This window comes from Streptomyces sp. NPDC102406, from assembly GCF_044765725.1.
Taxonomy (GTDB): Bacteria; Actinomycetota; Actinomycetes; order Streptomycetales; family Streptomycetaceae; genus Streptomyces.
This window is the reverse complement of the sequence record NZ_JBIWKP010000010.1, coordinates 149,115-173,653: the sequence shown is the minus strand read 5'-3', so window position 1 is coordinate 173,653 and position 24,539 is coordinate 149,115. Positions and strand designations below refer to the sequence as shown.

The window sequence follows — 24,539 nt, the reverse complement described above, 5'->3', positions numbered from 1 at the left end:
CCGGCCCCGGGGGGCGTCCGTTCAGGCCGTCTCTTCGGCGAGCCCCAGCTCGGCGTCGCGGATCGCCTCCGCCTCACGGCGGACCAGGCGGAACCACATGAAGAGCACGAAGCCCGCGAAGACGAACCACTCGCCGGTGTAGCCCAGGTTCTGGAACGCCTTCAGATCGAGCCCGCTGCCCTCAGGGGTGCCGGCCGGGACCGGCGTCATCCGTCCGTCGGCGTCGTCGAGCGTGACCCACGCGTCGTACACGTCGTAGGGCACCAGGTTCACCAGGGACGCCGCGCTGATCACGCCGACCTGTCCGGACGGCAGGCCGCCCGCCGCGGTCACCCCGTCCGAGCCCGCGGACTCCGAGGCCTGGAGCGCGCCGACCACCGTGACCTCCCCCTCGGGCGGCGCGGGCGCCTTCGCGGCGGACGCCGGGCCGGGCAGCCAACCGCGGACCACGGGCAGCGCCCTGCCGGTCCCGTCGACCTTCAGGAGCGTCACGACGTAGAAGCCGCGGCGCCCGTCGAGATCGCGGTCCGGCACCAGGAGCTGCTTGTCGTAGCGGCCGGTCGCCTCGGCCCGTTTGCCCGAGGTGTTCTTGTCGACGGGCAGCAGCGAGGCGAGCGGCTCGGGGGCCGCCTTCTCGTTGGTCACCGACCGCTCGGACGCGGAGCGGTGGTCCTGCACCCGGTCGTCGAAGCGGCTGAGCTGCCACGAGCCCATGAAGACGCAGACGGGGACCGCCAGCAGGACGAAGAGGTTGATCCCCCACCAGCGGGGCGTCAGCAGGAACCGGTACACACCCCCACGGTACGGGCCCGAGGTGCGGACCCGTCCCGCGACCCCTGCCTGGAACGCCCCGCGTCCCCCGCTCTCAGGCCGTGCGGGGCGGCAGGTGGCGGCTCGCGAAGTCCAGTTCGAGCCGGACCTGCTTGATGCGCTCCTCCACGACGAGCGAACCGTGCCCCGCGTCGTACCGGTACACCTCGTGCGGGGCGTCCCGGGCCGCGAGCCGGTCCACGTAGTGGTCGATCTGGCGGATGGGGCAGCGCGGGTCGTTGACCCCCGCCGAGATGAAGACCGGGGCGGCCACGTCGTCCACGTACGTCAGCGGCGAGGACACCGTGAAGCGGTCCGGAACCTCCTCGGGGGAGCCGCCGAAGAGCGTGCGGTCCAGCGCCTTGAGGGCCTCCATCTCGTCCTCGTACGCCGCCACGTAGTCCGCGACCGGCACCGCCGCCAGGCCCACCGCCCACGCGCCGGGCTGGGTGCCAAGGCCGAGGAGGGTGAGGTAGCCGCCCCAGGAGCCACCGGCCAGGACCAGCCGCTCGGGGTCGGCGAGCCCCGAGGAGACGGCCCATTCGCGGACCGCGGCGATGTCCTCCAGCTCGATCAGGCCGACGCGGTGCTTGAGGGCGTCGGTCCACTCCCGGCCGTACCCCGTCGACCCCCGGTAGTTGACCCGGACCACCGCGTACCCGTGATCGACCCAGGCCGCCGGGCCCGCCGCGAACGCGTCCGAGTCGTGCCAGGTCGGGCCGCCGTGGATCTCGAAGACCGTGGGCAGCGGACCCGTCGCCCCGGCCGGACGCTGCACGAGGGCGTGGATACGGCCGCCGGGCCCCTGGACCCACGCGTCCTCGACCGGCACCGACCGCGGGGCCTTCGGACCGGGCGGGTCGAGGACGACACCGCCCGTGGTGGACCGCACGGCCGGCGGCTGCTCCGCCGACGACCACAGGTACTCGATGCTGCCGTCCGGGCGGGCCGAGGCACCCGACACCGAACCGGCCGGGGTCTCGACCCGGGTGAGCGCGCCGGACGCGAGGTCGTAGCGCCACAGGTCGGCGCGGGCCTCGAACTCGTGGACGACGAGCAGCGCCGAGCCGTCCGGGTACCACTCGGCCGACACGTCACCGGGCAGGTCGAGGGCCAGGTCCGTCTCCTCCCCCGAGGCCACGTCCCACACCATCGGCTCCCAGCGACCGCGCCGCTGGTGCCCGACCAGGAGGCGGGTGTCACCGGGCACGGGGGCGAAGCCGAGGACCTCGAGCCCCAGCTCCTCCTCGCCGCCCCGCGTGTCGTCCAGCTCGGCGACGGTCGAACCGTCGAGGCGGACCACGCGCAGCGCCGAGTGCATCGCGTCGCCGTGCTCCGTGTGCTCGATCGCGATCAGCCGCCCGTCGTGGCTGAGGTCGCCGACACCGGCCGACTCGCGGTGCCGGTAGATCTCGACGGGGGCGGTCGCGTCCGGGCGTACGACGTGGACGGTCGTGCCGTCCTCGTCCGTGGAGCGCCCGATCACGGCGGTGCGTCCGTCACGGCCGAGCGCGAGCCCTGCCGGATAGGAGGGCGCGAGACCCGGGACGGCCTCCGTGTCGGGGCCGCCGGTGAACGGCTGGCGCAGCCATACGCCGAACTCGTCGCCGTCCGTGTCGCTGAACCACCAGATCCAGTCGCCGTCGGGGGAGAGGACGCCGTCCGTCGTCCCGTTCGCCCGGTCTGTCACCTGGCGCTGCTCACCCGTCGCCCTGTCCCACGCGTACAGCTCGTACGTGCCCGTCGCGTTCGACACGAACAGGGACCGGTCCGGGGCGTCCTCCGCCCAGTCCGGCAGCGACACCCTCGGCGCGCGGAACCGCTTCTCCCAATCCGGCATGGACGACGCAGACGGCTCGGACGACACGGACGGCATGCTCTCAGTCATGGCCCCATAGTGCCCGCTCGGACCGCACCGCCGGGGACAGGGGTGAAACGGTTCGGCGTGACCCGGCCGGGGGTGTCTCCGAGGGGATGGCCGGGTCCGCCACGCAGGTGCTCCCGCTGTGCTGAGCTGTGCCTGCCGTCCGTCGGCGAGCCGGGGCGGGGAGGGGGAGGATGAACTGCGCCGACGCGGTTCATCCGATCGCCCCGGAGCGGCGACGGTGTGGGGAATCTACGCCGGAAGGTCCCGCCCCGGAATACCCCGCGCATATATCTACGCCGATATACGGAGCGGGGTCACAGGGGCGGCCGTGCCGGGGCCGGGCCGAGGGTCGTCGTGCCGGGGGCCGCCCGGTGGCCGAGCCCCGTGCGGTAGGTGTCCAGGGCCGCCTCGATACGGCCCGAGCGGCGGTACAGATCGCCGAGCAGCCGGCACAGGTCCGCCAGGTCGCCCGCCGCGCCCGCGCGTTCGAGCAGGCTCAGGGCGTTGACGTAGTGCTCCTCCGCCTCCTCCACGGCGTCCGACTCCTGCGCGATCAGCCCGAGCAGCCGGTGCGCGCCCGCCGCGTGCACGGCGCCCCGCTCCGGGCCGATCTCGCCGAGCAGGGCCCGCAGCAGGTGGGCCGCCTCCCCCGGGCGGCCGAGCCGGCGCAGTACGTCGGCCAGTTCGACCTCGACCTGCTGCGTGTAGAGAGCGGCCCGCTTGGCGGAGAGCATGTCTCGTGCCGTGCGCAACTGCGCCTCCGCGTCGGTGAGGCGGCCCGCCTGCGCGTGGACATAGCCGCGCATCCAGTGGCAGTGCGCCAACTCGGTGCGGATCTGGAGCTGTTGGTAGAGCTCCGCCGCCTTCGCCAGGGAGGCGTCGGCCTCGGCCACCTTGCCCTCGGCGAGCAGGGTGCGGGCCACCGAGCGGTGCATCTGGGCGACGAGCGCCGGGTCGCCCACGCGCGGGGCGAGCGCGAGCGCCAGCTCGGCGGCCTGTGCGGCACGCGCGTGGGCGCCCATGTCCATGTACGGGGCGATCGACGCGGTGTAGAGCAGGACGAGCGCGTCCGGGTCGTGCAGGCCGCCCGTGTTGAGTTCGTCCAGGGCGGACTCCAGGAGGTAGCAGGCGTAGCGCAGGGACCCGGAGAGGTAGTGCGCGACGGCGCGGGCCCGGATCACCGGGGCGCGCTGGGGGAGCGGGGCCCCGGCCTCGATGAGCAGTGCGTCCGCCACGTCGAAGTGGGCGCGGGCCTGGCCCAGGTCGCCGGTCTCCAGGGCGCACTCGCCGAGCCCGAGCTCGGCCGCGGCGTGCTCCGTGGCCAGGCCGAGCGCCGGCGCCTGCGTGCTCAACTCCCGGTACAGCTCCGCCGCTTCGTCGGCCGCGCCGGTCGCCAGGGCCCGCTGCGCCTCGGTCAGGCGCAGCCGCAGGTCCGTCGCCTGGTGCGCGGGCCGGCCGGTGGCCAGTTCCTCGTACGTGACGTCGAGGCGTCCCGCGATGTGTCGCAGCGCGGCCTCGGAGGGGCGGACGCGGCCCGCTTCGAGCGTGGAGATGTAGGCGGGCGTGTAGGCGGGTTCGGCGACCTGGCGCTGGGTGAGGCCGCGTGCGGTGCGCAGCCGCAGGACGCGGCGTCCGACGTGCTCCGCTGTCTCGTCTGGTGGTTCGTCCGGCATGACGCGGGGCGCCGCCTTTCACGTGCGTACGGGGGTCACGTGAGTCTCGCCCCTTGCCTTGCCTCCCGCCAACCCCCTAAGTTATGCGCTCAGTTAAGGCGAGTTAATTCGGCTTAACCGCGAACTTACCGCTGACTCACCGCTGACACACCGCCGACTTGCTGCGAGGTCCCCGTGCGCGTCCGCAGGCCCCTGCTCACCGCGATCGTCGCGGGCGCCCTCGCGGTCGCCGCCCTGGGCGCGGCAGGCACCACGACCCACGCCGCCCCTGACGGCGCCCCGCACACCAGGTGCTGCACGGCCCCGCGCTAGCGCCTGTCTGCAAAGACGGGCCCTGGCGCCACGGCGTCCCGGCTCACCGCCCCACCAGCAGAGCCACCGCACCCCCCGCCCCCGCCGCCCCCAGACAGACCCAGCCGCACACGCGGCGCCGCAACACCCCGTACCGGTGCTCGTACTCCCCGCGCAGGGTCGTGGCGCGTTCCGCGCACCAGCGCCAGGTGTCCCGGCGCAGGCCCACGTACTCGTCGGCGTAGACCCGTCGGACCTCGGCGGCCTGGGACTCGGTCAGCCAGGGCAGCCGGTCGGTGAACCGTCCGGCCGCGGCCCGCCCCTCGGAGCGCGCCGCCTCCACCATGAGATAGCCCTCGATCTCCCGGATCACCGCTCCACCGCCGCCACCACCGGCTCGGGCGCGGGTCCGACGGCGTGCCGCAGGTCGAACGCCGGTGACTCCGAGCGGATCCGCGGCAGCGCCACGAAGTTGTGGCGCGGCGGCGGGCACGACGTGGCCCACTCCAGCGAACGCCCGTACCCCCACGGGTCGTCGGCCTCGACCGGCACCCCGTACTGCGCCGTCCGCCACACGTTGTAGAGGAACGGCAGGAACGACATCCCGAGGACGAACGAGAAGATCGTGGAGACCGTGTTGAGCCCGGCAAGACCCTCGACCGCCAGATAGTCGGGCACGCGCCGCAGCATGCCGCCCGCGCCGAGCCAGTGCTGCACCAGGAACGTCCCGTGGAAGCCGATGAACAGCGTCCAGAACGTGATCTTCCCGAGCCGTTCGTCCAGCATCTTCCCCGTGAACTTCGGCCACCAGAAGTGGAACCCGGAGAACATCGCGAAGACGACCGTGCCGAAGATGACGTAGTGGAAGTGCGCCACCACGAAGTAGGTCTCCCCGACGTGGAAATCGAGCGGCGGCGCCGCGAGGACCACCCCGGTCAGCCCGCCGAACGCGAACGTGATCAGGAACCCGATCGCGTAGAGCATCGGCGTCTCGAACGACAGCGAGCCCTGCCACATCGTGCCGATCCAGTTGAAGAACTTCACCCCCGTCGGCACCGCGATCAGGAACGTCATGAAGGAGAAGAAGGGCAGCAGGACACCGCCCGTCACGTACATGTGGTGCGCCCACACGGTCACCGAAAGACCGGCGATCGCGATGGTCGCGCCCACCAGGCCCGAGTACCCGAACATCGGCTTCCGGCTGAAGACGGGGATCACCTCGGAGATGATCCCGAAGAACGGTAGCGCGATGATGTAGACCTCCGGGTGCCCGAAGAACCAGAACAGGTGCTGCCACAGCAGCGGCCCCCCGTTCGCCGCGTCGAAGACGTGCGCCCCGAACTTCCGGTCGGCCTCCAGGGCGAACAGCGCCGCCGCGAGGACCGGGAACGCGAGCAGTACGAGCACGCCGGTCAGCAGCACGTTCCAGGTGAAGATCGGCATGCGGAACATGGTCATGCCGGGCGCCCGCATGCAGACGATGGTGGTGATGAAATTGACCGCCCCGAGGATCGTGCCGAACCCGGAGAGGGCGAGCCCCATGATCCACATGTCGCCGCCGATCCCCGGCGAGTGCACCGCGTCGGACAGTGGCGCGTACGCGAACCAGCCGAAGTCCGCCGCCCCCTGCGGCGTCAGGAACCCGCCCACCGCGATCAGCGAGCCCAGCAGATAGAACCAGTACGCCAGCATGTTCAGCCGGGGAAAGGCCACGTCCGGCGCCCCGATCTGCAAGGGCATGATCCAGTTCGCGAACCCGGCGAACAGCGGTGTCGCGAACATCAGCAGCATGATCGTGCCGTGCATCGTGAACGCCTGGTTGAACTGCTCGTTCGACATGATCTGCGTACCGGGCCTGGCCAGCTCCGCCCGCATGAACAGCGCCAGCACACCGCCCAGGCAGAAGAACGCGAACGCGGTGACCAGATAGAGCGTGCCGATCGTCTTGTGGTCGGTGGTGGTCAGCCACGCGACCCACTTGTTCTCCTTCGTGGACCTCATGCCCGGTACGTGTCCGGACCCGCCCCGCGCCTCACCACGACACCCGCCGGAAAGATCACACACCCCGCCTGTGAGGATCGGGCCCGTGCCGGACACCTACGCGACATGAGTACGACGGACGACGCCTTCGCGGCGGCCTACCGCGCGCACTACTGGGCGGTCAGCCGCTTCGTGGCGCGCCGACTCGACCCGGGCGCCGCCCACGACGTCGAGGAGGTGGTCGCCGACGTCTTCTCCATAGCGTGGCGGCGCCGTTCGGAACTCCCGCCCGAGACACCGCTGCCCTGGCTCTACGCCGTCGCCCGCAACTGCCTCGCCAACACCGTCCGCGGCCAGGGCCGAAGACGCCGCCTGCTCGACCGCATCGGCCACCACGAACGCGCCCACCGCCGCCACGTCGTCCCCGGCCCCGACGCCGAGCGGCCCGGCGCCTGGGTCCACGAGGCGCTGGCCCGCCTCAGCCCCGCCGACCAGGAAGCGCTCCGCCTCACCACCTGGGAGGAGCTGACGCTCGACGAGCTGGCCGTCGCCCTGGAGTGCGGCAAGAACGCGGCGGCGATGCGCCTGCACCGCGCCCGGCGCCGACTGCGCGCCGAGATCGACCGGATGAACATGACCGTGCCCTCAGGAGGCAGCGACCGTGCCTGACCCCTACGACGTCCCCGCCGCCCCCTGCGCCGACGACCGCGACCTGGCCCTGCTGCGCGCGGCCGACCCGTTCCCCGCCGACGGCCCCCGCTACGCCGACGGCCCCCTGCACCACCACGCCGAACGCGCCCTCAACCGGCTCGTCCACGGCGCCCGCGCCCGCCGCGCCCTCGTGCTGCGCGCCGAGGCCGCCGTCTGCGCGCTCGCCGCCCTCCTCGTCCTCGCCCTCACCTACATGGCCGCGCCCCCGGCGACCGCCGCGCCGACCCCACCGGACTCCGGCCCCGTCCCGACGGCCGAACGCTGAGAGCTGTCTTCGCCCCTTCTGCCCGGCCGCCCCTTCTCCCCGGCCGCCCCCTTCTGCCCGGCCGCCCCCTTCTGCCCGGCCGACCCCTTCTGCCCGGCCGACCCCTTCTGCCCGGCCGACCCCTTCTGCCTGGCCGACCCCTTCTGCCTGGCCGACCCCTTCTGCCTGGCCGACCCCTTCTGCCTGGCCGACCCTTCTGCCTGGCCGACCCTTCTGCCTGGCTGACCCTTCTCTTCAGTCGACCCTTCCCCCCCCAGCCGACCCTTCTGCCCGGCTGAACCTTCTCCCCAGCCGACCCTTCTCCCCAGCCGACCCCTCTGCCCGGCCGACCCTTCCCCCCAGCCGAACCCTCTGCCCGGCTACCGCAGCCCGTGCCGCCGCGCCACCATCCGCTCACTGGCCCCCCGCGGCAGCAACCGCCGCAGCGCGAACACCACCGGCGCGTTGCTGCCGACGGCGTACAGCGGCCGGGGCCGCGGCGCCTCGATCGCGGCGACGATCTTCGCCGCGACCTTCTCCGCCGAGATCCCCTTCGCCTCGTTGGAGTTGAGGGCGGCGAGCATGGTGTCGTACGCCCCGCGGAACGGCGAGCGCTCACCCACGTACTGCGTGCGGCGCTCGCTGATCCCGGTGGCGATGGAGCCCGGCTCGACCGTCGTGATGCCGACCCCGTACGGGGTGTACTCGCGCCGCGCCGCACTCGCGAACCCCTTGATCGCCGCCTTCGAGGCGACGTACGACGACCGGTAGGCGAGCGGGAAGCTGGCCAGCATCGAGCCGACCATGACGACCCGGCCGCGGCGCCGCTCCCGCATTCCGGGCAGCACCAGTTGGCTCAGGCGCACGGCCCCGAAGACGTTGAGCTGGAACAGGCGGCGCACCGCCTCCATCGGCAGCTCCTCGAAAGGACCGCTCTGCGACTCGCCCGCGTTGTTCACGAGCACGTCCACCTCGCCCGCCGCCGCGGCGCACGCCTCGATGCTCGCCTCGTCGGCGAGGTCCAGGGCCAGATACGTCACCCCGCGCACCGGGGAGCCGACCTTCTCCGGGTTCCGGCTCGTGCCGTACACCCGGTAGCCGCGCCGCACCAGCGCGGCGGCGACCGCCGCGCCGATCCCCGACGAGGCCCCGGTCACCAGGGCGGTGCCCCGCACCCCCGGCTCCCCGCTCACGCCAGGCTCCTGGCCAGCGCGCGCCCGGCCGCCCGGCCGGAGAAGATGCAGCCGCCGAGGAAGGTGCCCTCCAGCGCGTTGTACCCGTGCACGCCGCCGCCGCCGAACCCGGCGACCTCCCCGGCCGCGTAGAGACCGTCGAAGACGGACCCGTCGGGCCGCACGACCTGCGAGTCGAGCGTGGTCTCCAGACCGCCCAGCGTCTTACGGGTCAGCACGTGCAGCCGTACGGCGATCAGCGGCCCCTGTGCGGGATCGAGGAGCCGGTGCGGCTTGGCGACCCGGGTGATCCGGTCGGGCCAGTACGCGCGCGCGTTGCGCACGGCCATCATCTGGAGGTCCTTGCCGTACCCGTGCCCGGCATCCCGGTCCCGGGCCACGATCTCCCGCTCCACCTGCGCGTACTCGAGCGGCGCCGCGGGCGTCAGCGCGTTCATCCCCGCGACGAGGTCCTTCAGGTTCCGCCGCACGACGAAGTCCTCACCGTGCTCCAGGAACGCCCGGATCGGCCCGGGAGCACCCTTCTTCACCCGCTGGAGCACCAGCTTCATGTCCTTGCCGGTGAGATCGGGGTTCTGCTCGGACCCGGAGAGCGCGAACTCCTTCTCCACGATGGCCCGCGTCAGCACGAACCACGTGTGGTCGTACCCGGTCGCCGTGATGTGCTTCAGCGTGGCGAGCGTGTCGTGCCCGGGGAACAGCGGCGCGGGCAGCCGCTTGCCCGTCGCGTCCAGCCACAGCGACGAGGGACCGGGGATGATCCGGATGCCGTGCCCCGGCCAGATCGGGTCCCAGTTCTTCAGGCCCTCCGTGTAGTGCCACATGCGGTCCCGGTTCACGAGGGACGCGCCGGCGCCCTCGGCGATCTCCAGCATGCGCCCGTCGACGTAGGCGGGAACACCCGTCACCATCGACTCGGGCGGCTGCCCCATCCGCTCGACCGGCCAATTCTTCCTGACCAGCTCATGGTTGCCGCCGATCCCGCCCGAGGTGACGACGACGGCCTGCGCACGCAGTTCGAAGTCACCGACGGTCTCACGGGACGAGGCGACACCGCGCGCCTCGCCGGACGGTTCGAGGAGCGCCCCGCGCACCCCGACCGCCGCCCCGCCCTCCACGATCAGCTCGTCGACGCGGTGCCGGTACGCGAACGTGACGAGCCCCCTGGCCGCGGCCTCCAGGACGGGCTCCCGGAACACCCGCACGACCTCCGGCCCCGTGCCCCACGTGAGGTGGAACCGCGGCACGGAGTTCCCGTGCCCGGTCGCCGTCCCGGCGCCCCGCTCGGCCCACCCGACGTTCGGCGTGACCTTGAGCCCGAGCCCGTACAGGTAGTCGCGCTTCTCCCCGGCCGCGAACCGCACATACGCCTCGGCCCACTTCCGCGGCCACCGGTCCTCGTGCTCCCGGTCGAAACCGGCGGACCCCAGCCAGTCGGAGAGCGCCAGCTCATAACTGTCCTTGATGCCCATACGGCGCTGCTCGGGGCTGTCGACGAGGAACAACCCGCCGAGCGACCAGAACGCCTGACCGCCGAGGTTGGCCTCGTTCTCCTGGTCGACGAGCACGACGCGCTTGCCCGCGCGCGTCAGCTCATAGGTGGCGACGAGCCCGGCGAGCCCCGCCCCCACGACGATGACATCGGCCGAGGAACCGCCGGAACCACTGGTCTCACTCATGCGCTCTCCATGGGTGTGCTGTAGGCGTCGAGTACGTTCCTGAACAGGGCCTCGCGACGGGCCCGCACGGCCGCGTCGTCCGGCTGGAGCAGCACCTGCACGCTGGTCCCGTCATGCACGGCGACCAGCGCGTCCCCGAGGGCGCGCTCGTCGCTCACCTGCCGCCCGAGCCGCCGCAGCGCGCTCACGAACACCGGCAGCACGGCGTCCCGGACGGCCTGCTCCCGGGCGGCCACCACCCGGCGCAGCCCGGGGTTGCGCAAGGCGTGCACGGTGAACTCGGCGGTGATCCGGTACCAGGCGTCGTCCACCGGGGCCGCGTCGATCGCGGCCCGCACGGCGGATTCGGGGTCGGCCGGGTCGAGGTCGGCCAGAGCACGGCGCACATCGCCGAGCATCCGCGCCGACCGCTCCTCCCACAAGGCGAGAAACAGCTCGTCCAGGGAGGAGAAATTCGAGTAGAAGGCGCCCCGCGTGAACCCGGCCCGCTCACAGACCTGCTCGACGGTGGACCGCCCGAACCCCACCTCGGCGAACACCTCGAGCGCGGCGTCGAGCAGCCGCTGCCGCGTACGGGCGCGGCGCTTCGTCACGGTGGTGCCCGGCATCATCGCCCCCCCATCGGATACAGGAACGTATTCGATACGTTCCTGTATCCACAAGGGTCGGGACGCCCTCCGGCGAGGTCAGACGAAGATCTCCACGAGCGTCCACACGGCGAGCAGCAACATGCACACGCCACCCACCCGCTGCACGGTCTTCAACGGCACCCGCTTGGCGATGAACCGCCCCGCGATCAGCGCGAGCGCGGACACGGACATCAGCGCGGCGGCCGAACCGATGGCGGTGGACCAGGTGCCGTTGGTGGCGGCCAGGTTGGCGGTGGTGATCTGCGTCAGATCGCCCCACTCACTGATGAAGACGGCCATGAAGGCGGTACCGAACACCGGCCAGAACCCGGTCACGGTCTTCGCCCCCGCCTCGTCGTCCTCGTCGTCGTCACCGCCGCGCAGCAACATGAAGGCACCGAAGGCGAACAGCAGCGCCGAGACGACCTTCACGATCCAGTCCGGCAACAGCCCCAGCAGCGACCCGGCACCCACGGCGATGGCCACGTGCACGATGAAGGCGGCGGACGTCCCGAACCACACATAGAGGGGCTTCATCCGGGTGCCCATCGCCAACGAGGCGAACATGGTCTTGTCCGGAAGCTCGGCGAGGAAGATCAGCCCGAAGGCGGTGAGGATCGCCAGGGGATCGAGATGCATCAGCGGGTGCTTTCTGTACGGGCCGGATCTACGCAACCCACCCGCCGCGCGGAGAGGACCACTCGACCCGGCAACCACGACACGTATGCCCTACGCGTCCGTCGTTCTGCCTGGTCGAAGGTCTCGCCCACCCGAACCGCCTGCACGGCTCGAGCCCGGCCACCGGGAACCCGAGGGCTCCAGCATGTCGACAACCGGTTCGCGGGGCTACTCCCCTTCGCTTGCGGGGTCAAGGGTACATGCCGCCTTCATCGGCTTCCCCGCAGCAACCCGATGTTCATGCCCGGGGCCCCCAGGACACCGCCAAGCGTCACGTTTCCCCGCCTACGATCCGCCGATCGACACCAGCGCACCACGACGAGGGGGAGGACCCATGAACTTCAAAAAGCCCACGCAAGCGCGAACAAGAACGAAAACAACGAAAACGCTGCGCTTCGCCATGATGGCGGCGTGCGTGAGCGCGGGAACAACTCTGGCGCTGGGCGCGGCAACGGCACCGGCCATGGCGCAACCGCACCAGCCCGCACCCACCATCCAGGCTGCGACCCCGGCCGCCCCCGCACCGACAGGCCTGGCCTACACCTACGACACCACCACCCAGACGGTCACCGTCACCTGGGACCCCAAGGCCCCGACGGACACCATCACCCGCAGCTACAGCCCCGGCTCCTGCGGCCCGACCCCGGCGTACCCCTGCTTCATCGCGGTCTCCTACGTCCTCACAGCCAACACCTGGACCTTCAAAAAGACCCCGGGCGCGGAACCCACGTACTTCCGCCTCTACGCGCAGAACGAGGCGCACCGGTACGCCGGGTCGGAGATCTTGGTGATCACGGTGTGATCTGCGAGGGGTCGCTGCATTCGGCCCGTAGAGGGGTGGCGGGGGCCGTACCCGGGTCGGTGCGCCCGCCGCCTCGCAGCCAGTCGATGGCACCTGTCCCCGGCGCCTCGGCCGGTGCTCCGCCACAGGAAATCTGCGTTTGCCCTCGGTACAGCGGCCGGAGATAACACCACGTATGCACTCGGTGAGAGGCCGCACGATGACTATCGCTCTTGCTGCAGGCAGCAACATCGTCCTTCCTGTCACGGTCTGCCGCGTCACCCTGACCTCTCCCTGCTACGGACATCGATGTGCCCGCCGTCCTGCTCGGGCCGGACAACAAGGTTCGCAGCGATACAGACTTCTTCTCCTACAATCTCGCTTTGCAGGACGGGTTCAAACTAAATCGGCAAACCATCGTCGCGGATCTCGCCGCAGTCCCTGCATGAGGGGTATTGCTCACGTCGAAATGAGTAGCCCGCAGCTTGGGATCAATACTGGCGACGGTCATCGACTGCGGAGGTGCTCGGATCACCTTTGCGCCACCGCCACTCGCCATCAGGAGACGGTGGCCATTCTCGTCGAGCCCTACCGGCGCGCAGGCGAGTGGAAGGCAAGGGCGGTGGGCCAGGGGTGGGACACGGGGCTGGCGGGGCTGGCTTCGGATTTCGGCATCGTTGTAGATGACCCGGGTCCCTCCGCGGCGACGCCTTCTTTCACGACGCCCGCGCAAACCGAGCAACCGTCAGTGCTGGTGCGAGCCCGCCCCCATGCTCCGGTAGGCAAAGTAATTCTCGCCAAGGCGGGGCAGGCGACCATCAGCATGCAAGGTCCCGGACGACGTGCATGCCGCGTACGAATCCCTCATCCGCGACGGTTTCACCAGCCGCCTCATCGCTTCCTGAAATGCCCGCCCCCGGGGGCCTGTGCGCCACCCACCAGTGCAGTTCGTCCGTCGCGACTACCAGCACCGCACCCGCGTCGCGGCTCCCGGCGTGGGCCATCGACCTGCACCAGCAGTACGGGAGCGGTCGGGTCGGTCGACCTTGCCGTCACCATCGGCACGCGCGGCACCGGTGGCATGGCTTACCCGGATCACCGCCCCCACGCAGAAACAGGTGAGCCACCTACGAACAATCCGTAGGTGGCTCACCTGCTGTTACGGCTGTCGGGGTGGCGGGATTCGAACCCACGGCCTCTTCGTCCCCGAATGAGGTTCGGCCGCCGATCTTGCCAGCGTGGACGGCGTTCGCGCTGGTCAGGGCGTCGGGACGTCGTGGTATCTGGTGGCCTCAGGGGCTCGGGGAGCGGGTCGGCTCCCAAATGGCTCCCAACCTGCTGGTAGCCGGCCTCGCCGTGAGCGTGATCCCCCTACGGAAGCGTCCGATTGGTGGGCCTACAAGTCATCGGGCAGCAGCCGGAACGCTCCGTGTCCCGTCAGCGGCCGAACCATGCGGAAGTGACGGTCCGAGGTGAACATGACCTCGGTTCGGTAGGCGGCGGCCAGAGCGACGTTCATGGCATCCGTCATGCCGATGCCCTTGCTTCCGTCTGCGTCCCGGTAGCCCTCGAGCACTGTCATCGCCGTGCGCACATGGGGGGCGATGTCGGGGATGGAGAATTTCCGCCTCTCAGTGCCCTTGGCGAGGAATTCGAGCGCGCTGTATGCGGCCTGCGCACTGATTTTCGTGGTCACCAAGTAGTCGAGTTCAGCCAGGACCATGGGTGAGACCACCATATGTCCAATGGTGGAGAAGGCTTTGCGGTGAATGACGCTGCCGTCCGTCGAGGAGACGAGAAGCCGATAGAGGGCATTGGTGTCAGCGATGACGACAGCGCTCAAGAGCCCATCCCCTTCAGGGCTTCTTCGATGTCCTCATTGGTGAGATCGGGCCCTGTCCCGATGTCCGGAATCTCCATATCCGCCATGGGCTCAGTCGAGTAAGGCGGAACCTCGTCGGCGTCGATCGGCACGACACGGGCGACGGGGCGGCCGTTCTTGGTCACCGTGATGGTCTCGCCTCGCTCGGCGGCGGCGAGTATCTGCGAGGACCTCTGGTTGAAATCACGGGCAGTGGTTTCCATGTACTACATGTTACTACTTCGTGGTGGTATCCATCCCGTTGCTTGCGCAGAGGGCTCGGTCGGTGCCGATCATCGTTCAGTCTCGGTCACGGCAGGACACCTTCCGGCAACACACCTTCCGGCCGGCAAGTGAGCGGCCCGCTAACGGCGGAGCGAAAGTCCCTCAGGTTCTTGCGCGGGCACAGCAGACCCTGCTCGGTCATTCATCCACGGCCGTGGACCTTGGCGGCGTGTCCCTGAGCCTTGGCCCACGCACGGGCAAGAGGCGGTGTGACCTCTGCACATGAATCCAGTTGCCGCGGGACGGACGGATTCCCAGGTGACTCAGGACTTGATGGCCTGGGAGGAGTGGGTGGTCCTTCTCCACCAGGCCTCCATGGCGGTCCCTTGCCATGTGTCGTGCTCCTAAGGGCGGTTGAGGCGGGCGGGCACGGTGTTCCCGGCTGACTACGGGGCTGCATTCGCGAACGCGCAGGTCCGAGTTCCCTCAACCGCCGCACATCAGACGGCCTCACCGGTCACTCCCTGAGGACCCCGACCAAGATCTTCTCCCAGATTTCTCCCAAACGGTCTCCAGGAACCACTCAGGGGCCTGACCCGCTCTGCGGATCAGGCCCCTGACCTGATACTTCACTGTCGGGGCGGCGGGATTTGAACCCACGACCTCTCCGTCCCGAAGCAACTCAGGATGCCCGTTGTCCTTGGGCTGCCGCGCCTGTCGCCTGCGCTGATGCTCCGCTGACGTCCACAATCGTTCGCGGCTGTGCGTCGCGGTTGTCACGCAGTCAGACACTCACCGATCCGTCAGTGCATCGGAGATCTGTCGCGCAAACCCCTCGACGACCTGCGGCACAACGCGTTGGGCTTCCTCTGCTTGCAGAGCTTCAACAAGCGCCTGGTGCACCTCGGCATACGGCCGCCCGCCGTGCGAGGCGCGGGTGCGATCAACCGCCCGCTCGACCTTAGCGATGTGCGCCGCAACGGCCGGCATGGACTTGTCGTACTCGCTCGGATCGGTGGCCACGTACTCAGTCGATCGCTGTGGGGCGATTAGGTCAAGGCAGGAACGACTATGAGCTTGGGAAGCTCGGGTGGTCTAGGGAGTTGGACGTCTGACCTGTGGGGGAGTGGCCTGACGGCCCTCGACGCTGACGGCCCGTTGCCCGCCGTTCCCCGTGGCTTCCCGCCCAACCTGGCACGGGTGTGGCACGCCTGGCAGGTTCCGTTGTCAGTCCCTGCGGCTAGCGTCTCAGGCGCGCGGTCGGCTTCCGGGGGTTCCAGCTCTGAAGAGAATGGTTGCATCCCCGGCCTGTCAGGGGGCGGCCCGAAGACTCGTTCGGGACCTAACCGACGGTCGGGCTCTGTCGATGGCCAGGAGGTGACCTGCCAGCGCCGACCGCGCGCTGGCCCTTCCGCCAAGTGCACCCTTTACAACTGTGGTGGTGGGGCCTTGCCCTGCGTGCAGGGGTTTTCACCTGCGTTCATGAGTGTTCGGCCGCTGACATGCGAACAGCCCTGGGTCTCGTCTGAACAGTTGCGAACGAGGCTGAATGAGACGGGAACTGAGACGGCGACGAGCGGCTGGCCCTTAGGGCATGGCGAGGCACTCGCGCTCCAGAGTGAGCTGCGTCACACTGAGTGTCCGCTTAAGCAAGGGGGGATCATGAGCGACTCGTACGTCAACGCGCCCATACGGGCCCGCATGTACGCGAACATATGGCACAAGGTGGTCTGGGTCGTCGTGGTCGTGCTCTCGGCCGGCCTCTTGGCGCCGCCGCTGTTCTTCATCGCGGCCAAGAAGCGTGTCGTCAGCATGGTTGTGCCGATCGTCTACGCATTGCTCATTTACGGCTCGGCCGTCCTGTCGTCAGTGCTCGGCAACCCAAAGAACTGGGTGGGCGCCGTCTTGGCCATCACGATGATCGTCGCCGCTGTACACGCAGCCATCCTGGACACGGATTGGAAGCCCGGACGGTGACGGCCCTGGTGCTGGCGTCCGGCTAGGAGTGGAACGCCGGATCGACGCGGAGGGAGGCGACTACGGTATGACCGGATCGCCTCTTTCCACCCCGTGCTGCTCTTCTGATCCGCAGCTCTATGCAGATCGGTCAGCTACGGCCATAGCGGCTGCAGGAAGGTCTCCTGAGGGCGCTTGGGGCTGGCAGAGGTCACCCCGGTTGCTGTACCGCGTTGCTGTACAGCAACCGCGCCCGGACGCCTCGGGAGCTGCGGCACAGCTTCGTCTCGCTGCTCTCCGACAGCGGCGTACCGCTCGAAGAGATCTCCCGGCTCGTCGGCCACTCCGGGACCGCCGTCACCGAGGAGGTCTACCGGAAGCAGATCCGGCCCGTGATCCAGACCGGCGCCGTGGTCATGGACGGCATCTTCGCGCGCGATCGGCGGGATCTGAAGCCGTAGTCACGCAGATAGACACGCACCCAGAAACAGGTGAGGCGCCTACCGAATCCGGTAGGCGCCTCACCTGCTGTTTTGGCTGTCGGGGTGGCGGGATTTGAACCCACGACCTCTTCGTCCCGAACGAAGCGCGCTGCCAAGCTGCGCTACACCCCGATGTCGTTGCTCCGCTTCCTCCAGGCTTGCTGTAGGTCGCGGCGACATCGATTACTTTAGCGGACCCGCGGCCTGAGACGAAATCCGGTTTTCGGGGCCCCGGATCTGCGGCCTGAAGCGGTCCGCCGTGACGAGGAGCAGGGCGAGGGCGTAGAAGGCCAGGCCGAAGATGACGGCGTTGCCGAGGACACCCGCGTAGCCGTGGGCGTCGACGTCCAGGAACGGGTACGGGTAGCGCGCCGGTGTGCCCGGGGTCATGATCGCGCCGCGGACGAGGGCGAAGCCGAAGTAGGCCAGGGGGTAGGTGAGCCAGAGGCCCGCGTGGCGCAGGCGCAGGGCGCCGGGGCGGGTCAGCAGGAGCCAGTCGAGGACGGTGCCGATGGGGGTGACCGTGTGCAGGAGCTGGTTGGAGGCCTGGCGGGCGCCGGTCATGGCGTGGTCGGGGTCGTCCGTCATGGAGAAGCCGCTGGCGTCGTTGGACAGGATGACGTGGTAGACGAGGCCGGTGATACAGATGAAGAGGAGGACGCCGCCGGTCACCAGCGCGGGCAGGGGCGGGCGGGCGGTCCAGGCGCGCCAGGCGCCGAGGGCGAGGACGATCGCGACCAGGATGTTGGACTGGATCGTGAAGTAGCTCAGGACGCGCAGCGCGCTGTCGCTGATGGCCAGGTCGATGACGATGCCCGTGGCCGCCGCCAGCGCCACGAGGGCGCGGAAGGCGGCGGCCACGGGGCGGCGGCGGGGCGGGACGACCGCCTCCGCCGGTACCGAGTGGGCGCTGCCGGTACGGAGGGAGCTCGGGTCGATCATGCGTCCACCGTAGGCCGACGGGCAGTGCTCTGCGAAAGGGCGTCCGTCGGCCCGGGCGTGCCCGTCAGCGTCAGGAGCCAGGCTTACGGGGGCGGCGCCGTGCGAAAGGGCGTCAGCGGGTCCGGGGCGCGGGCGTCAGGGTCAGGAGCGAGGCTTCCGGGGGGCAGGCGAAGCGGACCGGGGTGTAGCGGTTGGTGCCGCAGCCTGCCGAGACGTGGAGGTAGGAGGTCTTGCCCTCGGCGGTGTGCTTCGACAGGCCCTTCACGCGGCCGGTGTCCAGGTCGCAGTTGGTGACGAGGGCGCCGTAGAAGGGGATGCAGAGCTGGCCGCCATGGGTGTGCCCGGCGAGGACCAGCGGGTAACCGTCGGCGGTGAAGGCGTCGAGGGCGCGCAGGTAGGGGGCGTGGACGACACCGAGGGAGAAGTCGGGGCCGGACAGCGGGCCGCCCGCCACCTCGGCGTAGCGGTCACGTTTGATGTGCGGGTCGTCGAGGCCCGTCAGGCCGATCTCGACACCGGCGACCTTCAGTACGCCGCGCGCGTTCGTGAGGTTGATCCAGCCCGCCTCGTCGAATCCGTCGCGCAGGCCCTCCCACGGGTTGTGGATGACGCCCACGGCGGGCGCGTTGCCGTTCAGGCCGTGCTTGCCCCGCGTCTTGTTGACGAGGTAGCGGGCGGGGTTGAGAAGCCTGGGCCCGTAGTAGTCGTTCGAGCCGAAGACGTACGCGCCCGGGAACTCCATCAGCGGGCCGAGCGCGTCGAGGACCTCCGGGACGCCCTCGGTGTCCGAGAGGTTGTCGCCCGTGTTGATGACGAAGTCGGGGCGCAGGCCCGCCAGCGAACGCAGCCAGCGCTGCTTCTTGCGTTGCCCGCCGACCATGTGGATGTCGGAGACCTGGAGGACGCGCAGGGGGCGCATGCCCGGCGGGAGGACGGGGACCGTGACCCGTCGGAGGCGGAAGGAGCGGGCTTCGAAGCCGGCCGCGTAGGCCACTCCCGCGGCGCCCACCGCCGCGAGGCCGGCCGTCACCTTCAAGGAAACCTTCAGCGAGGTCCTCAGCGGGCTGCTCGGCGAACCGTTCGATGAGTTGCTCAACGCACCACCTAGCGAACCACCTAGCGAACCAGCCAGCGAACCACCTAGCGCACCACCCAGCGAACCACTCGGCGAACCACTCAGCGGACCAGTCAGTGAAGTCTTCGGGGGAGCCTCGTATCGCACGCGCATGAGTCCCATCGTGTCAGACCCGCCAGGGCCCCGAAATCGGCGGGCGCCGGGCCCTTCGTACCTGCGACAATCAAGGCATGACCACGCTCAAGTCGAAGCTGCAGGACGACCTCAACGCCGCGATCAAGGAGCGCGATGAGCTGCGCTCCTCGACGCTGCGCCTGACCCTCTCCGCGATCACGAACCAGGAGGTCGCGGGCAAGGAGAAGCGAGAGCTCTCCGACGACGAGGTGCAGAAGGTGATCGCCAAGGAGGCGAAGAAGCGTCGCGAGGCGGCCGACGCGTTCGAGAAGGGCGGTCGCGCCGAGTCCGCGGCCCGTGAGCTGGCGGAGGGCGAGATCCTCGCCGTGTACCTCCCGCAGCCGTTGAGCGACGCGGAGTTGGAGCAGATCGTCGCGCAGGCCGTCGAGGAGGCGAAGGCGGCGGGCGCCGAGGGGCCGCGGGCCATGGGGCAGGTCATGAAGATCGCCAACCCGAAGATCGCGGGCCGTGCAGAGGGTGGTCGGGTCGCCGCGACGGTGAAGCGGTTGCTGGCCGGCTGACCACGCCGCCGCAGCGCATCACCGCACATCACCGCACCGCAGCGCATCATCGCACCGCGCAGCGCAGCGCGTACGTAGATATGTGAGAGGGGCGCCCCCGCCGGGGGCGCCCCTCTCACATACCTGGAGTCCGGGACTCAGCGGCCCCAGCCACCACCGTTCCCGTTCCCGCCATTGCCGTTCCCACCGTTCCCGTTCCCGCCGATGAGGTCCGAGGGGAAGGAGAAGTCGGGCAGCGGGTTGTCTCCGTGGTCGCCGCCGTCACCGCCGCCGTTCCCGTTCCCGCCGTTGTCGCCGCCGCCGTTGCCGGGCTTGCCGTCGTCGTCTCCCTCGCCCTGGTCGCCGCCCTTGTCCGGCTTGGGGATGTCGACGATGCGGAACTTCGGCGCGGGCCTGCCGGACAGGGCGCCGGTCATGGCGCTCCGCCAGATCGGGCCGGGGGTGTCGGCACCGTAGACCTCGCCGTGGTACCTGCCGCCGATCCAGATGTTCGTCATCTCGACGTCCTGCTGCGGGCTGCCGACCCACACGGCGCCGGACATGTTCGGCGTGTACCCGACGAACCAGGCGTTCTTGCGCGCGTCGGTGGTACCGGTCTTACCGGCGTTGTCCCGGGCCTGGAGACCGGCCTGCTTACCGGTACCGGAGTCGGTCACTCCGCTCAGCAGTGTGTTGATCTTGTCCGCGGTCTCCGTCGACATGGCGCGGGAGCACTTGGTCTTCGGTACGGCGAGCGACTTGCCGCCGGGGCCGGTGATCGACTCAATCGCGATCGGCGTGCAGTACGTGCCCTCGTTGGCGAACGCGGCGTAGGCGGAGGCCATCGTCAGCGGCGAAAGACCCGTCGAGCCGAGGGTCATCGAGGACGGCACCTGGTCGACCTTCGTGCCGTTGCCCTGCACCACACCGAGCTTGTCGGTCATCTTCACGACCGGGCACATACCGGTGTCGGCGAGCATCTGCACGAAGTAGGTGTTGATGGACTTCTCCATCGCCTCCCTGAGCTGGTAGGGGCCGACCTCCGACTCGTTCTCGTTCTCGACCTTGTAGTGGGCGTCGTTCACCCACGGCTTGCCGCTGCACGTCTGGACCTTGCTCGGGTACGGCATCTGGAACGGCGCCGGGTACTCCTGGTTCACCGGCGTGCCCTGCTCCAGCGCCGCCGCCGCCAAGAACGGCTTGAACGTGGAACCCGTGGGGAAGCCGAAGTTCGAGCCGCCGTACTTCGCGTCGACCGAGTAGTTGTACTCCGTCTCGTTCTTGCCGTAGCCGTACGGCTTGGACTGGCCCATGCCGAGGACCTTGCCGGTGCCCGGCTCGACGAGCGAGACCGCCGTGGCGACCGAGTCCGACTTACGGACGTTCTCCTTGATGGACGCCTGTACCGAGGCCTGCGACTGGGGGTCGAGCGTGGTCTTGATCGTCAGTCCGCCGCGGTCCCAGACCTTGGCGCGCTCTTCCTTCGTCTTGCCGAAGACGGGGTCGCTCTTGAAGACCTTCTCGACGTATTTGCAGAAGAAGGACGCGCCCTTGACCGCCGTGATGCAGCCGTTCTGCGGCCTGCTGACCTTCAGCCCGAGCGGTGTCTGCTTCGCCTTGTCGGCTTCCGCCTGCGAGATGTCGTGCACCTCGGCCATGCGTTGCAGCACCACATTGCGCCGCTTCGTCGCCTCGGTCTCGTCGTTGACGGGGTCGTAGCGGCTCGGCGACTGCACGATGCCGGCGAGCAGCGCCGACTCCTGGACGTTCAGGTCCTTGGCGTGCTTGGAGAAGTAGCGCTGCGCGGCCGCCTCGACGCCGTACGCCTGCTGCCCGAAGTAGGTGATGTTCAGGTAGTTGGCGAGGATCTTCTTCTTGCCCAGCTCGTCCTCGACCTGGATCGCGTACTTGAGCTCGCGGACCTTGCGGCCGATCGTCTGCTGCGTGGCCTGCGCGACCTTGGTCGGGTCGTCGCCGGCCTCCTCGATGAAGACGTTCTTCACGTACTGCTGCGTGAGGGTGGACGCGCCCTGCGAGACGCCGCCGTCACGCGCGTTGGCGTTGATGGCGCGCAGGATGCCCTTCGCGTCGACGGCACCGTGCTCGTAGAAGCGCGAGTCCTCGATGGCGACGAGCGCCTTCTGCATGTACGGGGAGATGGCGGAGAGCGGGACCACGGTGCGGTCGCGGGAGTAGACGGTCGCGATCTTGCCGCCCTGGTTGTCCAGGATCGTGGTGCGCTGGCTCAGCGGCGGCGTCTTCAGGTTGGCGGGGATCTCGTCGAACCCCTCCACGGATCCCTTGGCGGCAAGGCCGAGCGCGCCCGCGGCGGGCAGCGCGATTCCGGCGAGCACGGCCCCTGCGAGCACGCTGATACCGAGGAACTTGGCAGCCTGTTGAGCCGGCGACATACCGCCGCCGCTACCGGCCGAGCGCTTCTTTCCCATGCAGGGCAGCCTACGTGTCGATTCTCCGGACAGCCGTATATGCCTTGGCCTAAGCTGCACTCAACTGTCACAGCAGTGCGGTCTCGTATCAAGACGTGGGGCGACCCCGAATCGTTCCCGGCATCTTTCGCGTGCCTCTTGTAGTCATTTCCGCACCCCTCGGCGGGTCCCCCGCGCGGGGTGCGCAGGGTGTCCGAATCCGCCTGTGTGTCATGTGGTGTCCGGTGTGGCGCAAGTGAACTGTCCTGGTTTGCCGGGGTTATTACGCATGTCCCCCGGTCACTCCGTCGGGTGATCTGCCGCTTACGCATAGTCCGTTCGGACCATTCAAGATTGGGCCCGAAGGGGGTGTTGCGCTGTGCCCACCTTCCGTAACGTCCTCAACTGGCGGCGGTGAATATGCCGCTGCCGCCGTGGGGGAGCCTCGATTCGGGAGAGGACGGCGCCGGTATGGGCTGGGTAGTCGACTGGAGTGCGCAGGCGGCCTGCCGCACTACCGATCCGGATGAACTGTTCGTACAAGGAGCAGCGCAGAACCGGGCGAAGGCGGTGTGCACGGGATGTCCCGTGCGGACCGAGTGCCTGGCGGACGCGCTGGACAATCGCGTCGAGTTCGGCGTGTGGGGAGGCATGACGGAGCGGGAGCGTCGCGCACTGTTGCGCAGGCGTCCGACCGTCACCTCATGGCGTCGGCTCCTTGAGACGGCACGGACGGAGTACGAGCGTGGCGCGGGCCTGCTGCCCGCGGAGCTTGAGGACGACGAGACGTACGAGAGGTACGCGGCCGTCGGCTGATCGGCCACACGTCCGACCGCCAGAGCGAGCAGAGCAACGACAGAGCAACAGACAGACAGAGCAACAGACAGACAGAGCACTAGGCACAGCGACGACAGAGCAGCAGACAGAGCAAGCAGAACAAGCGGTACGTACGGCTCACACAGCTCCGGCCGGAGTGTCACCGGCCGCGAGCCGTTCTCCGATGGCCCTGAGACCTGCCAGGTCGTGTACGTCACCGGGCAGCGCCGCGACCTCGGTCACGGCGACCTCGGGGTGCAGCGCGGTGAAGCGGTCACGCGTGCGCTGTTCCCGCGCGACCACCTGCATGCGCTCGGCGTGCAGGCGGAGCAGTCCCGCGGAAAGGTGCTGCGCGGACAGTTGCCGCTCGTCAGCGGGTTGACCAATGGTGGATTGTTCAGCGGTGGGCTGATCAGTGGTGGGCTGATCAGCGGTGGGCTGTTCAGCGGTGAACTGTTCGGTGGTGGGCTGTTCTGCGGCGGGGGAGCCGGTCGCGGGATCGGCCCCGGGAACCGGAGCGGCCGTGGGCATGACCGTGGGCGTCGTACGAACGGTGTCCTTCCCGTCCGCCTGATCCACAATGCCGCGTTCCTCAAGATTTTCCGCGGCGGCCAGCGCCCGCTCGGCCGACAGCTCCGCGGCGCCGCTGCCATGCACCCGGTTGAGCACGAGCCCGGCGAGCGGCATCCGCTCCGCGGCCAGCCGCTCCACGAAGTACGCGGCCTCGCGCAGCGCGTCCCGCTCAGGCGCGGCCACCACGAGGAACGCCGTACCGGGCGCCTGCAACAGCTTGTACGTGGCGTCCGCGCGGGTGCGGAACCCGCCGAACATGGTGTCCATCGCGGCCACGAACGTCTGCACGTCACGCAGGAGTTGCCCGCCGAGCAGCTTGCCGAGCGCCCCCGTCATCATCGACATGCCGACGTTGATGAACTTCATGCCCGCGCGCCCGCCGACCTTCGCCGGCGCCATCAGGACCCGGATCAGCTTCCCGTCGAGGAACGAACCGAGCCGCTTGGGCGCGTCCAGGAAGTCGAGCGCGGAGCGCGAGGGAGGGGTGTCGACGACGATGAGATCCCATTCGTCGCGCGCGCGGAGCTGCCCCAGCTTCTCCATCGCCATGTACTCCTGCGTGCCCGCGAAGCCCGCCGAGAGCGACTGGTAGAAGGGGTTGGAGAGGATCGCCTGAGCCCGTTCCCCGTCCGCGTGCGCCTCGACGATCTCGTCGAACGTGCGCTTCATGTCGAGCATCATCGCGTGCAGTTCACCGCCCGCCGCGGCGCCGGTCGCGTCGATGTCCTTCACCCGGCGCGGCGTGTTGTCCAGCGAGTCGATGCCCATGGACTGGGCGAGCCGGCGGGCCGGGTCGATGGTGAGCACGACGACCTTGCGGCCGCGCTCGGCGGCGCGCAGGCCCAGCGCCGCGGCGGTCGTCGTCTTGCCCACGCCGCCGCTGCCGCAGCAGACCACGATGCGGGTGCCCGGGTCGTCGAGCAGCGGGTCGATGTCGAGCGTGCCCTCAGGATCCAGCGTCATCGAAGAGTTC

At 69.6% G+C, this 24,539-nt stretch carries 24 protein-coding genes, 1 tRNA gene and 1 pseudogene; 9 read left to right on the top strand and 17 right to left on the bottom strand.

Annotated features, from left to right (window positions below; translation table 11 throughout):
• Window positions 1-21: 21 nt before the first annotated feature.
• The 3 genes from ACIRF8_RS31025 to ACIRF8_RS31015 form a co-directional block, all read right to left on the bottom strand.
• The gene (locus tag ACIRF8_RS31025; protein ID WP_404220154.1) at window positions 22-792 is read right to left on the bottom strand and encodes an SURF1 family protein; all 771 of its coding nucleotides are present in this window, start codon (window positions 790-792) and stop codon (window positions 22-24) included.
• A 73-nt stretch (window positions 793-865) separates the two neighbouring features.
• Complete coding sequence (locus ACIRF8_RS31020; protein ID WP_404220152.1) at window positions 866-2,698, bottom strand: S9 family peptidase; 1,833 nt, start codon at window positions 2,696-2,698, stop codon at window positions 866-868.
• Window positions 2,699-2,991: 293 nt separating this feature from the next.
• Window positions 2,992-4,350 carry a helix-turn-helix domain-containing protein gene (locus ACIRF8_RS31015; RefSeq protein ID WP_404220150.1) on the bottom strand — a complete coding sequence of 453 codons (1,359 nt, stop codon included), beginning with the start codon at window positions 4,348-4,350 and terminating at the stop codon, window positions 2,992-2,994.
• 174 nt (window positions 4,351-4,524) lie between these two features.
• Here ACIRF8_RS31015 and ACIRF8_RS31010 point away from each other — a divergent pair, with 174 nt between their 5' ends.
• Complete coding sequence (locus tag ACIRF8_RS31010; protein ID WP_404220148.1) at window positions 4,525-4,662, top strand: hypothetical protein; 138 nt, start codon at window positions 4,525-4,527, stop codon at window positions 4,660-4,662.
• 43 nt (window positions 4,663-4,705) lie between these two features.
• On the opposite strand, the gene ACIRF8_RS31005 is transcribed toward ACIRF8_RS31010, so the two are convergent.
• Together ACIRF8_RS31005 and ctaD are read right to left on the bottom strand one after the other, a co-directional pair.
• Entirely contained in the window at window positions 4,706-5,014 is a 309-nt protein-coding gene (locus ACIRF8_RS31005) for a hypothetical protein (RefSeq protein ID WP_404220146.1), read from the bottom strand.
• Complete coding sequence (gene ctaD / locus ACIRF8_RS31000) at window positions 5,011-6,642, bottom strand: cytochrome c oxidase subunit I (protein ID WP_404220144.1); 1,632 nt, start codon at window positions 6,640-6,642, stop codon at window positions 5,011-5,013. The genes ACIRF8_RS31005 and ctaD overlap by 4 nt, the downstream gene beginning before the upstream one ends.
• Window positions 6,643-6,747: 105 nt before the next feature.
• On the opposite strand from ctaD, the gene ACIRF8_RS30995 reads away from it, so the two are divergent.
• Together ACIRF8_RS30995 and ACIRF8_RS30990 are read left to right on the top strand one after the other, a co-directional pair.
• Window positions 6,748-7,290: an RNA polymerase sigma factor gene (locus ACIRF8_RS30995; protein WP_404220142.1), complete on the top strand. Its 543-nt coding sequence runs from the start codon at window positions 6,748-6,750 to the stop codon at window positions 7,288-7,290.
• Window positions 7,283-7,597, top strand: a complete 315-nt coding sequence (locus ACIRF8_RS30990; RefSeq protein WP_404220140.1) for a hypothetical protein — start codon at window positions 7,283-7,285, stop codon at window positions 7,595-7,597. The genes ACIRF8_RS30995 and ACIRF8_RS30990 overlap by 8 nt, the downstream gene beginning before the upstream one ends.
• A gap of 359 nt (window positions 7,598-7,956) precedes the next feature.
• On the opposite strand, the gene ACIRF8_RS30985 is transcribed toward ACIRF8_RS30990, so the two are convergent.
• The 4 genes from ACIRF8_RS30985 to ACIRF8_RS30970 all read right to left on the bottom strand — a co-directional run bounded on the left by ACIRF8_RS30985 (window position 7,957) and on the right by ACIRF8_RS30970 (window position 11,716).
• Window positions 7,957-8,769 (bottom strand): SDR family oxidoreductase, encoded by an 813-nt coding sequence (locus tag ACIRF8_RS30985; protein WP_404220138.1) that lies wholly within the window; start codon window positions 8,767-8,769, stop codon window positions 7,957-7,959.
• Window positions 8,766-10,448 (bottom strand): FAD-binding dehydrogenase, encoded by a 1,683-nt coding sequence (locus tag ACIRF8_RS30980; protein WP_404220136.1) that lies wholly within the window; start codon window positions 10,446-10,448, stop codon window positions 8,766-8,768. Before ACIRF8_RS30980 ends, ACIRF8_RS30985 begins: the two co-directional genes overlap by 4 nt.
• Window positions 10,445-11,056, bottom strand: a complete 612-nt coding sequence (locus tag ACIRF8_RS30975) for a TetR/AcrR family transcriptional regulator (protein WP_404220134.1) — start codon at window positions 11,054-11,056, stop codon at window positions 10,445-10,447. The genes ACIRF8_RS30980 and ACIRF8_RS30975 overlap by 4 nt, the downstream gene beginning before the upstream one ends.
• Before the next feature lie 78 nt (window positions 11,057-11,134).
• Window positions 11,135-11,716: a TMEM165/GDT1 family protein gene (locus ACIRF8_RS30970; protein ID WP_404220132.1), complete on the bottom strand. Its 582-nt coding sequence runs from the start codon at window positions 11,714-11,716 to the stop codon at window positions 11,135-11,137.
• Window positions 11,717-12,218: 502 nt separating this feature from the next.
• On the opposite strand from ACIRF8_RS30970, the gene ACIRF8_RS30965 reads away from it, so the two are divergent.
• Together ACIRF8_RS30965 and ACIRF8_RS30960 are read left to right on the top strand one after the other, a co-directional pair.
• On the top strand, window positions 12,219-12,557 hold the full coding sequence (locus tag ACIRF8_RS30965) for a hypothetical protein (RefSeq protein WP_404220130.1): 339 nt from the start codon (window positions 12,219-12,221) through the stop codon (window positions 12,555-12,557).
• Window positions 12,558-12,732: 175 nt separating this feature from the next.
• Entirely contained in the window at window positions 12,733-13,680 is a 948-nt protein-coding gene (locus ACIRF8_RS30960) for a TerD family protein (RefSeq protein WP_404220128.1), read from the top strand.
• Window positions 13,681-13,932: 252 nt separating this feature from the next.
• Here the strand turns inward: ACIRF8_RS30960 and ACIRF8_RS30955 are convergent, their stop codons facing one another.
• From ACIRF8_RS30955 to ACIRF8_RS30945, 3 genes are all read right to left on the bottom strand, one after another.
• The gene (locus tag ACIRF8_RS30955) at window positions 13,933-14,379 is read right to left on the bottom strand and encodes a PIN domain-containing protein (RefSeq protein ID WP_404220126.1); all 447 of its coding nucleotides are present in this window, start codon (window positions 14,377-14,379) and stop codon (window positions 13,933-13,935) included.
• The gene (locus ACIRF8_RS30950) at window positions 14,376-14,621 is read right to left on the bottom strand and encodes a type II toxin-antitoxin system Phd/YefM family antitoxin (RefSeq protein ID WP_404220124.1); all 246 of its coding nucleotides are present in this window, start codon (window positions 14,619-14,621) and stop codon (window positions 14,376-14,378) included. The genes ACIRF8_RS30955 and ACIRF8_RS30950 overlap by 4 nt, the downstream gene beginning before the upstream one ends.
• Before the next feature lie 793 nt (window positions 14,622-15,414).
• Entirely contained in the window at window positions 15,415-15,645 is a 231-nt protein-coding gene (locus tag ACIRF8_RS30945; RefSeq protein ID WP_404220122.1) for a hypothetical protein, read from the bottom strand.
• 639 nt (window positions 15,646-16,284) lie between these two features.
• Here ACIRF8_RS30945 and ACIRF8_RS30940 point away from each other — a divergent pair.
• Together ACIRF8_RS30940 and ACIRF8_RS30935 are read left to right on the top strand one after the other, a co-directional pair.
• Window positions 16,285-16,599, top strand: coding sequence for a hypothetical protein (locus ACIRF8_RS30940; protein WP_404220120.1), 315 nt, complete (start codon window positions 16,285-16,287; stop codon window positions 16,597-16,599).
• Window positions 16,600-16,835: 236 nt separating this feature from the next.
• Window positions 16,836-17,039 (top strand): annotated as a pseudogene (locus tag ACIRF8_RS30935) (site-specific integrase); the annotation flags it as partial.
• A 79-nt stretch (window positions 17,040-17,118) separates the two neighbouring features.
• On the opposite strand, the gene ACIRF8_RS30930 reads toward ACIRF8_RS30935, so the two are convergent.
• The 3 genes from ACIRF8_RS30930 to ACIRF8_RS30920 all read right to left on the bottom strand — a co-directional run bounded on the left by ACIRF8_RS30930 (window position 17,119) and on the right by ACIRF8_RS30920 (window position 19,050).
• Window positions 17,119-17,192: transfer RNA gene (locus ACIRF8_RS30930), tRNA-Pro, on the bottom strand.
• A 51-nt stretch (window positions 17,193-17,243) separates the two neighbouring features.
• Window positions 17,244-18,002 (bottom strand): Pr6Pr family membrane protein, encoded by a 759-nt coding sequence (locus tag ACIRF8_RS30925; RefSeq protein ID WP_404220118.1) that lies wholly within the window; start codon window positions 18,000-18,002, stop codon window positions 17,244-17,246.
• 112 nt (window positions 18,003-18,114) lie between these two features.
• Window positions 18,115-19,050 (bottom strand): metallophosphoesterase, encoded by a 936-nt coding sequence (locus tag ACIRF8_RS30920; protein ID WP_404220295.1) that lies wholly within the window; start codon window positions 19,048-19,050, stop codon window positions 18,115-18,117.
• 257 nt (window positions 19,051-19,307) lie between these two features.
• On the opposite strand from ACIRF8_RS30920, the gene ACIRF8_RS30915 reads away from it, so the two are divergent.
• A complete protein-coding gene (locus tag ACIRF8_RS30915) occupies window positions 19,308-19,772 on the top strand; it encodes a GatB/YqeY domain-containing protein (RefSeq protein WP_404220116.1) in 465 nt (154 codons plus the stop codon).
• Window positions 19,773-19,909: 137 nt separating this feature from the next.
• Here the strand turns inward: ACIRF8_RS30915 and ACIRF8_RS30910 are convergent, their stop codons facing one another.
• Complete coding sequence (locus ACIRF8_RS30910) at window positions 19,910-22,198, bottom strand: transglycosylase domain-containing protein (RefSeq protein ID WP_404220114.1); 2,289 nt, start codon at window positions 22,196-22,198, stop codon at window positions 19,910-19,912.
• A 450-nt stretch (window positions 22,199-22,648) separates the two neighbouring features.
• Here ACIRF8_RS30910 and ACIRF8_RS30905 point away from each other — a divergent pair, with 450 nt between their 5' ends.
• Complete coding sequence (locus tag ACIRF8_RS30905; protein ID WP_363192615.1) at window positions 22,649-22,993, top strand: WhiB family transcriptional regulator; 345 nt, start codon at window positions 22,649-22,651, stop codon at window positions 22,991-22,993.
• A gap of 138 nt (window positions 22,994-23,131) precedes the next feature.
• Here the strand turns inward: ACIRF8_RS30905 and ACIRF8_RS30900 are convergent, their stop codons facing one another.
• A complete protein-coding gene (locus tag ACIRF8_RS30900) occupies window positions 23,132-24,529 on the bottom strand; it encodes an ArsA-related P-loop ATPase (protein WP_404220112.1) in 1,398 nt (465 codons plus the stop codon).
• Between the last annotated feature and the right edge of the window lie 10 nt (window positions 24,530-24,539).

Bases quoted from the DNA above. Each gene is read 5' to 3' on its own strand.
- ACIRF8_RS31020 (WP_404220152.1), bottom strand. From the start codon at position 2,698: ATGACTGAGAGCATGCCGTCCGTGTCGTCCGAGCCGTCTGCGTCGTCC.
- ACIRF8_RS31015 (WP_404220150.1), bottom strand. From the start codon at position 4,350: ATGCCGGACGAACCACCAGACGAGACAGCGGAGCACGTCGGACGCCGC.
- ctaD (WP_404220144.1), bottom strand. From the start codon at position 6,642: ATGAGGTCCACGAAGGAGAACAAGTGGGTCGCGTGGCTGACCACCACC.
- ACIRF8_RS30995 (WP_404220142.1), top strand. From the start codon at position 6,748: ATGAGTACGACGGACGACGCCTTCGCGGCGGCCTACCGCGCGCACTAC.
- ACIRF8_RS30980 (WP_404220136.1), bottom strand. From the start codon at position 10,448: ATGAGTGAGACCAGTGGTTCCGGCGGTTCCTCGGCCGATGTCATCGTC.
- ACIRF8_RS30975 (WP_404220134.1), bottom strand. From the start codon at position 11,056: ATGCCGGGCACCACCGTGACGAAGCGCCGCGCCCGTACGCGGCAGCGG.
- ACIRF8_RS30970 (WP_404220132.1), bottom strand. From the start codon at position 11,716: ATGCATCTCGATCCCCTGGCGATCCTCACCGCCTTCGGGCTGATCTTC.
- ACIRF8_RS30965 (WP_404220130.1), top strand. From the start codon at position 12,219: ATGGCGCAACCGCACCAGCCCGCACCCACCATCCAGGCTGCGACCCCG.
- ACIRF8_RS30960 (WP_404220128.1), top strand. From the start codon at position 12,733: ATGCACTCGGTGAGAGGCCGCACGATGACTATCGCTCTTGCTGCAGGC.
- ACIRF8_RS30950 (WP_404220124.1), bottom strand. From the start codon at position 14,621: ATGGAAACCACTGCCCGTGATTTCAACCAGAGGTCCTCGCAGATACTC.
- ACIRF8_RS30940 (WP_404220120.1), top strand. From the start codon at position 16,285: ATGAGCGACTCGTACGTCAACGCGCCCATACGGGCCCGCATGTACGCG.
- ACIRF8_RS30925 (WP_404220118.1), bottom strand. From the start codon at position 18,002: ATGATCGACCCGAGCTCCCTCCGTACCGGCAGCGCCCACTCGGTACCG.
- ACIRF8_RS30915 (WP_404220116.1), top strand. From the start codon at position 19,308: ATGACCACGCTCAAGTCGAAGCTGCAGGACGACCTCAACGCCGCGATC.
- ACIRF8_RS30910 (WP_404220114.1), bottom strand. From the start codon at position 22,198: ATGGGAAAGAAGCGCTCGGCCGGTAGCGGCGGCGGTATGTCGCCGGCT.
- ACIRF8_RS30905 (WP_363192615.1), top strand. From the start codon at position 22,649: ATGGGCTGGGTAGTCGACTGGAGTGCGCAGGCGGCCTGCCGCACTACC.
- ACIRF8_RS30900 (WP_404220112.1), bottom strand. From the start codon at position 24,529: ATGACGCTGGATCCTGAGGGCACGCTCGACATCGACCCGCTGCTCGAC.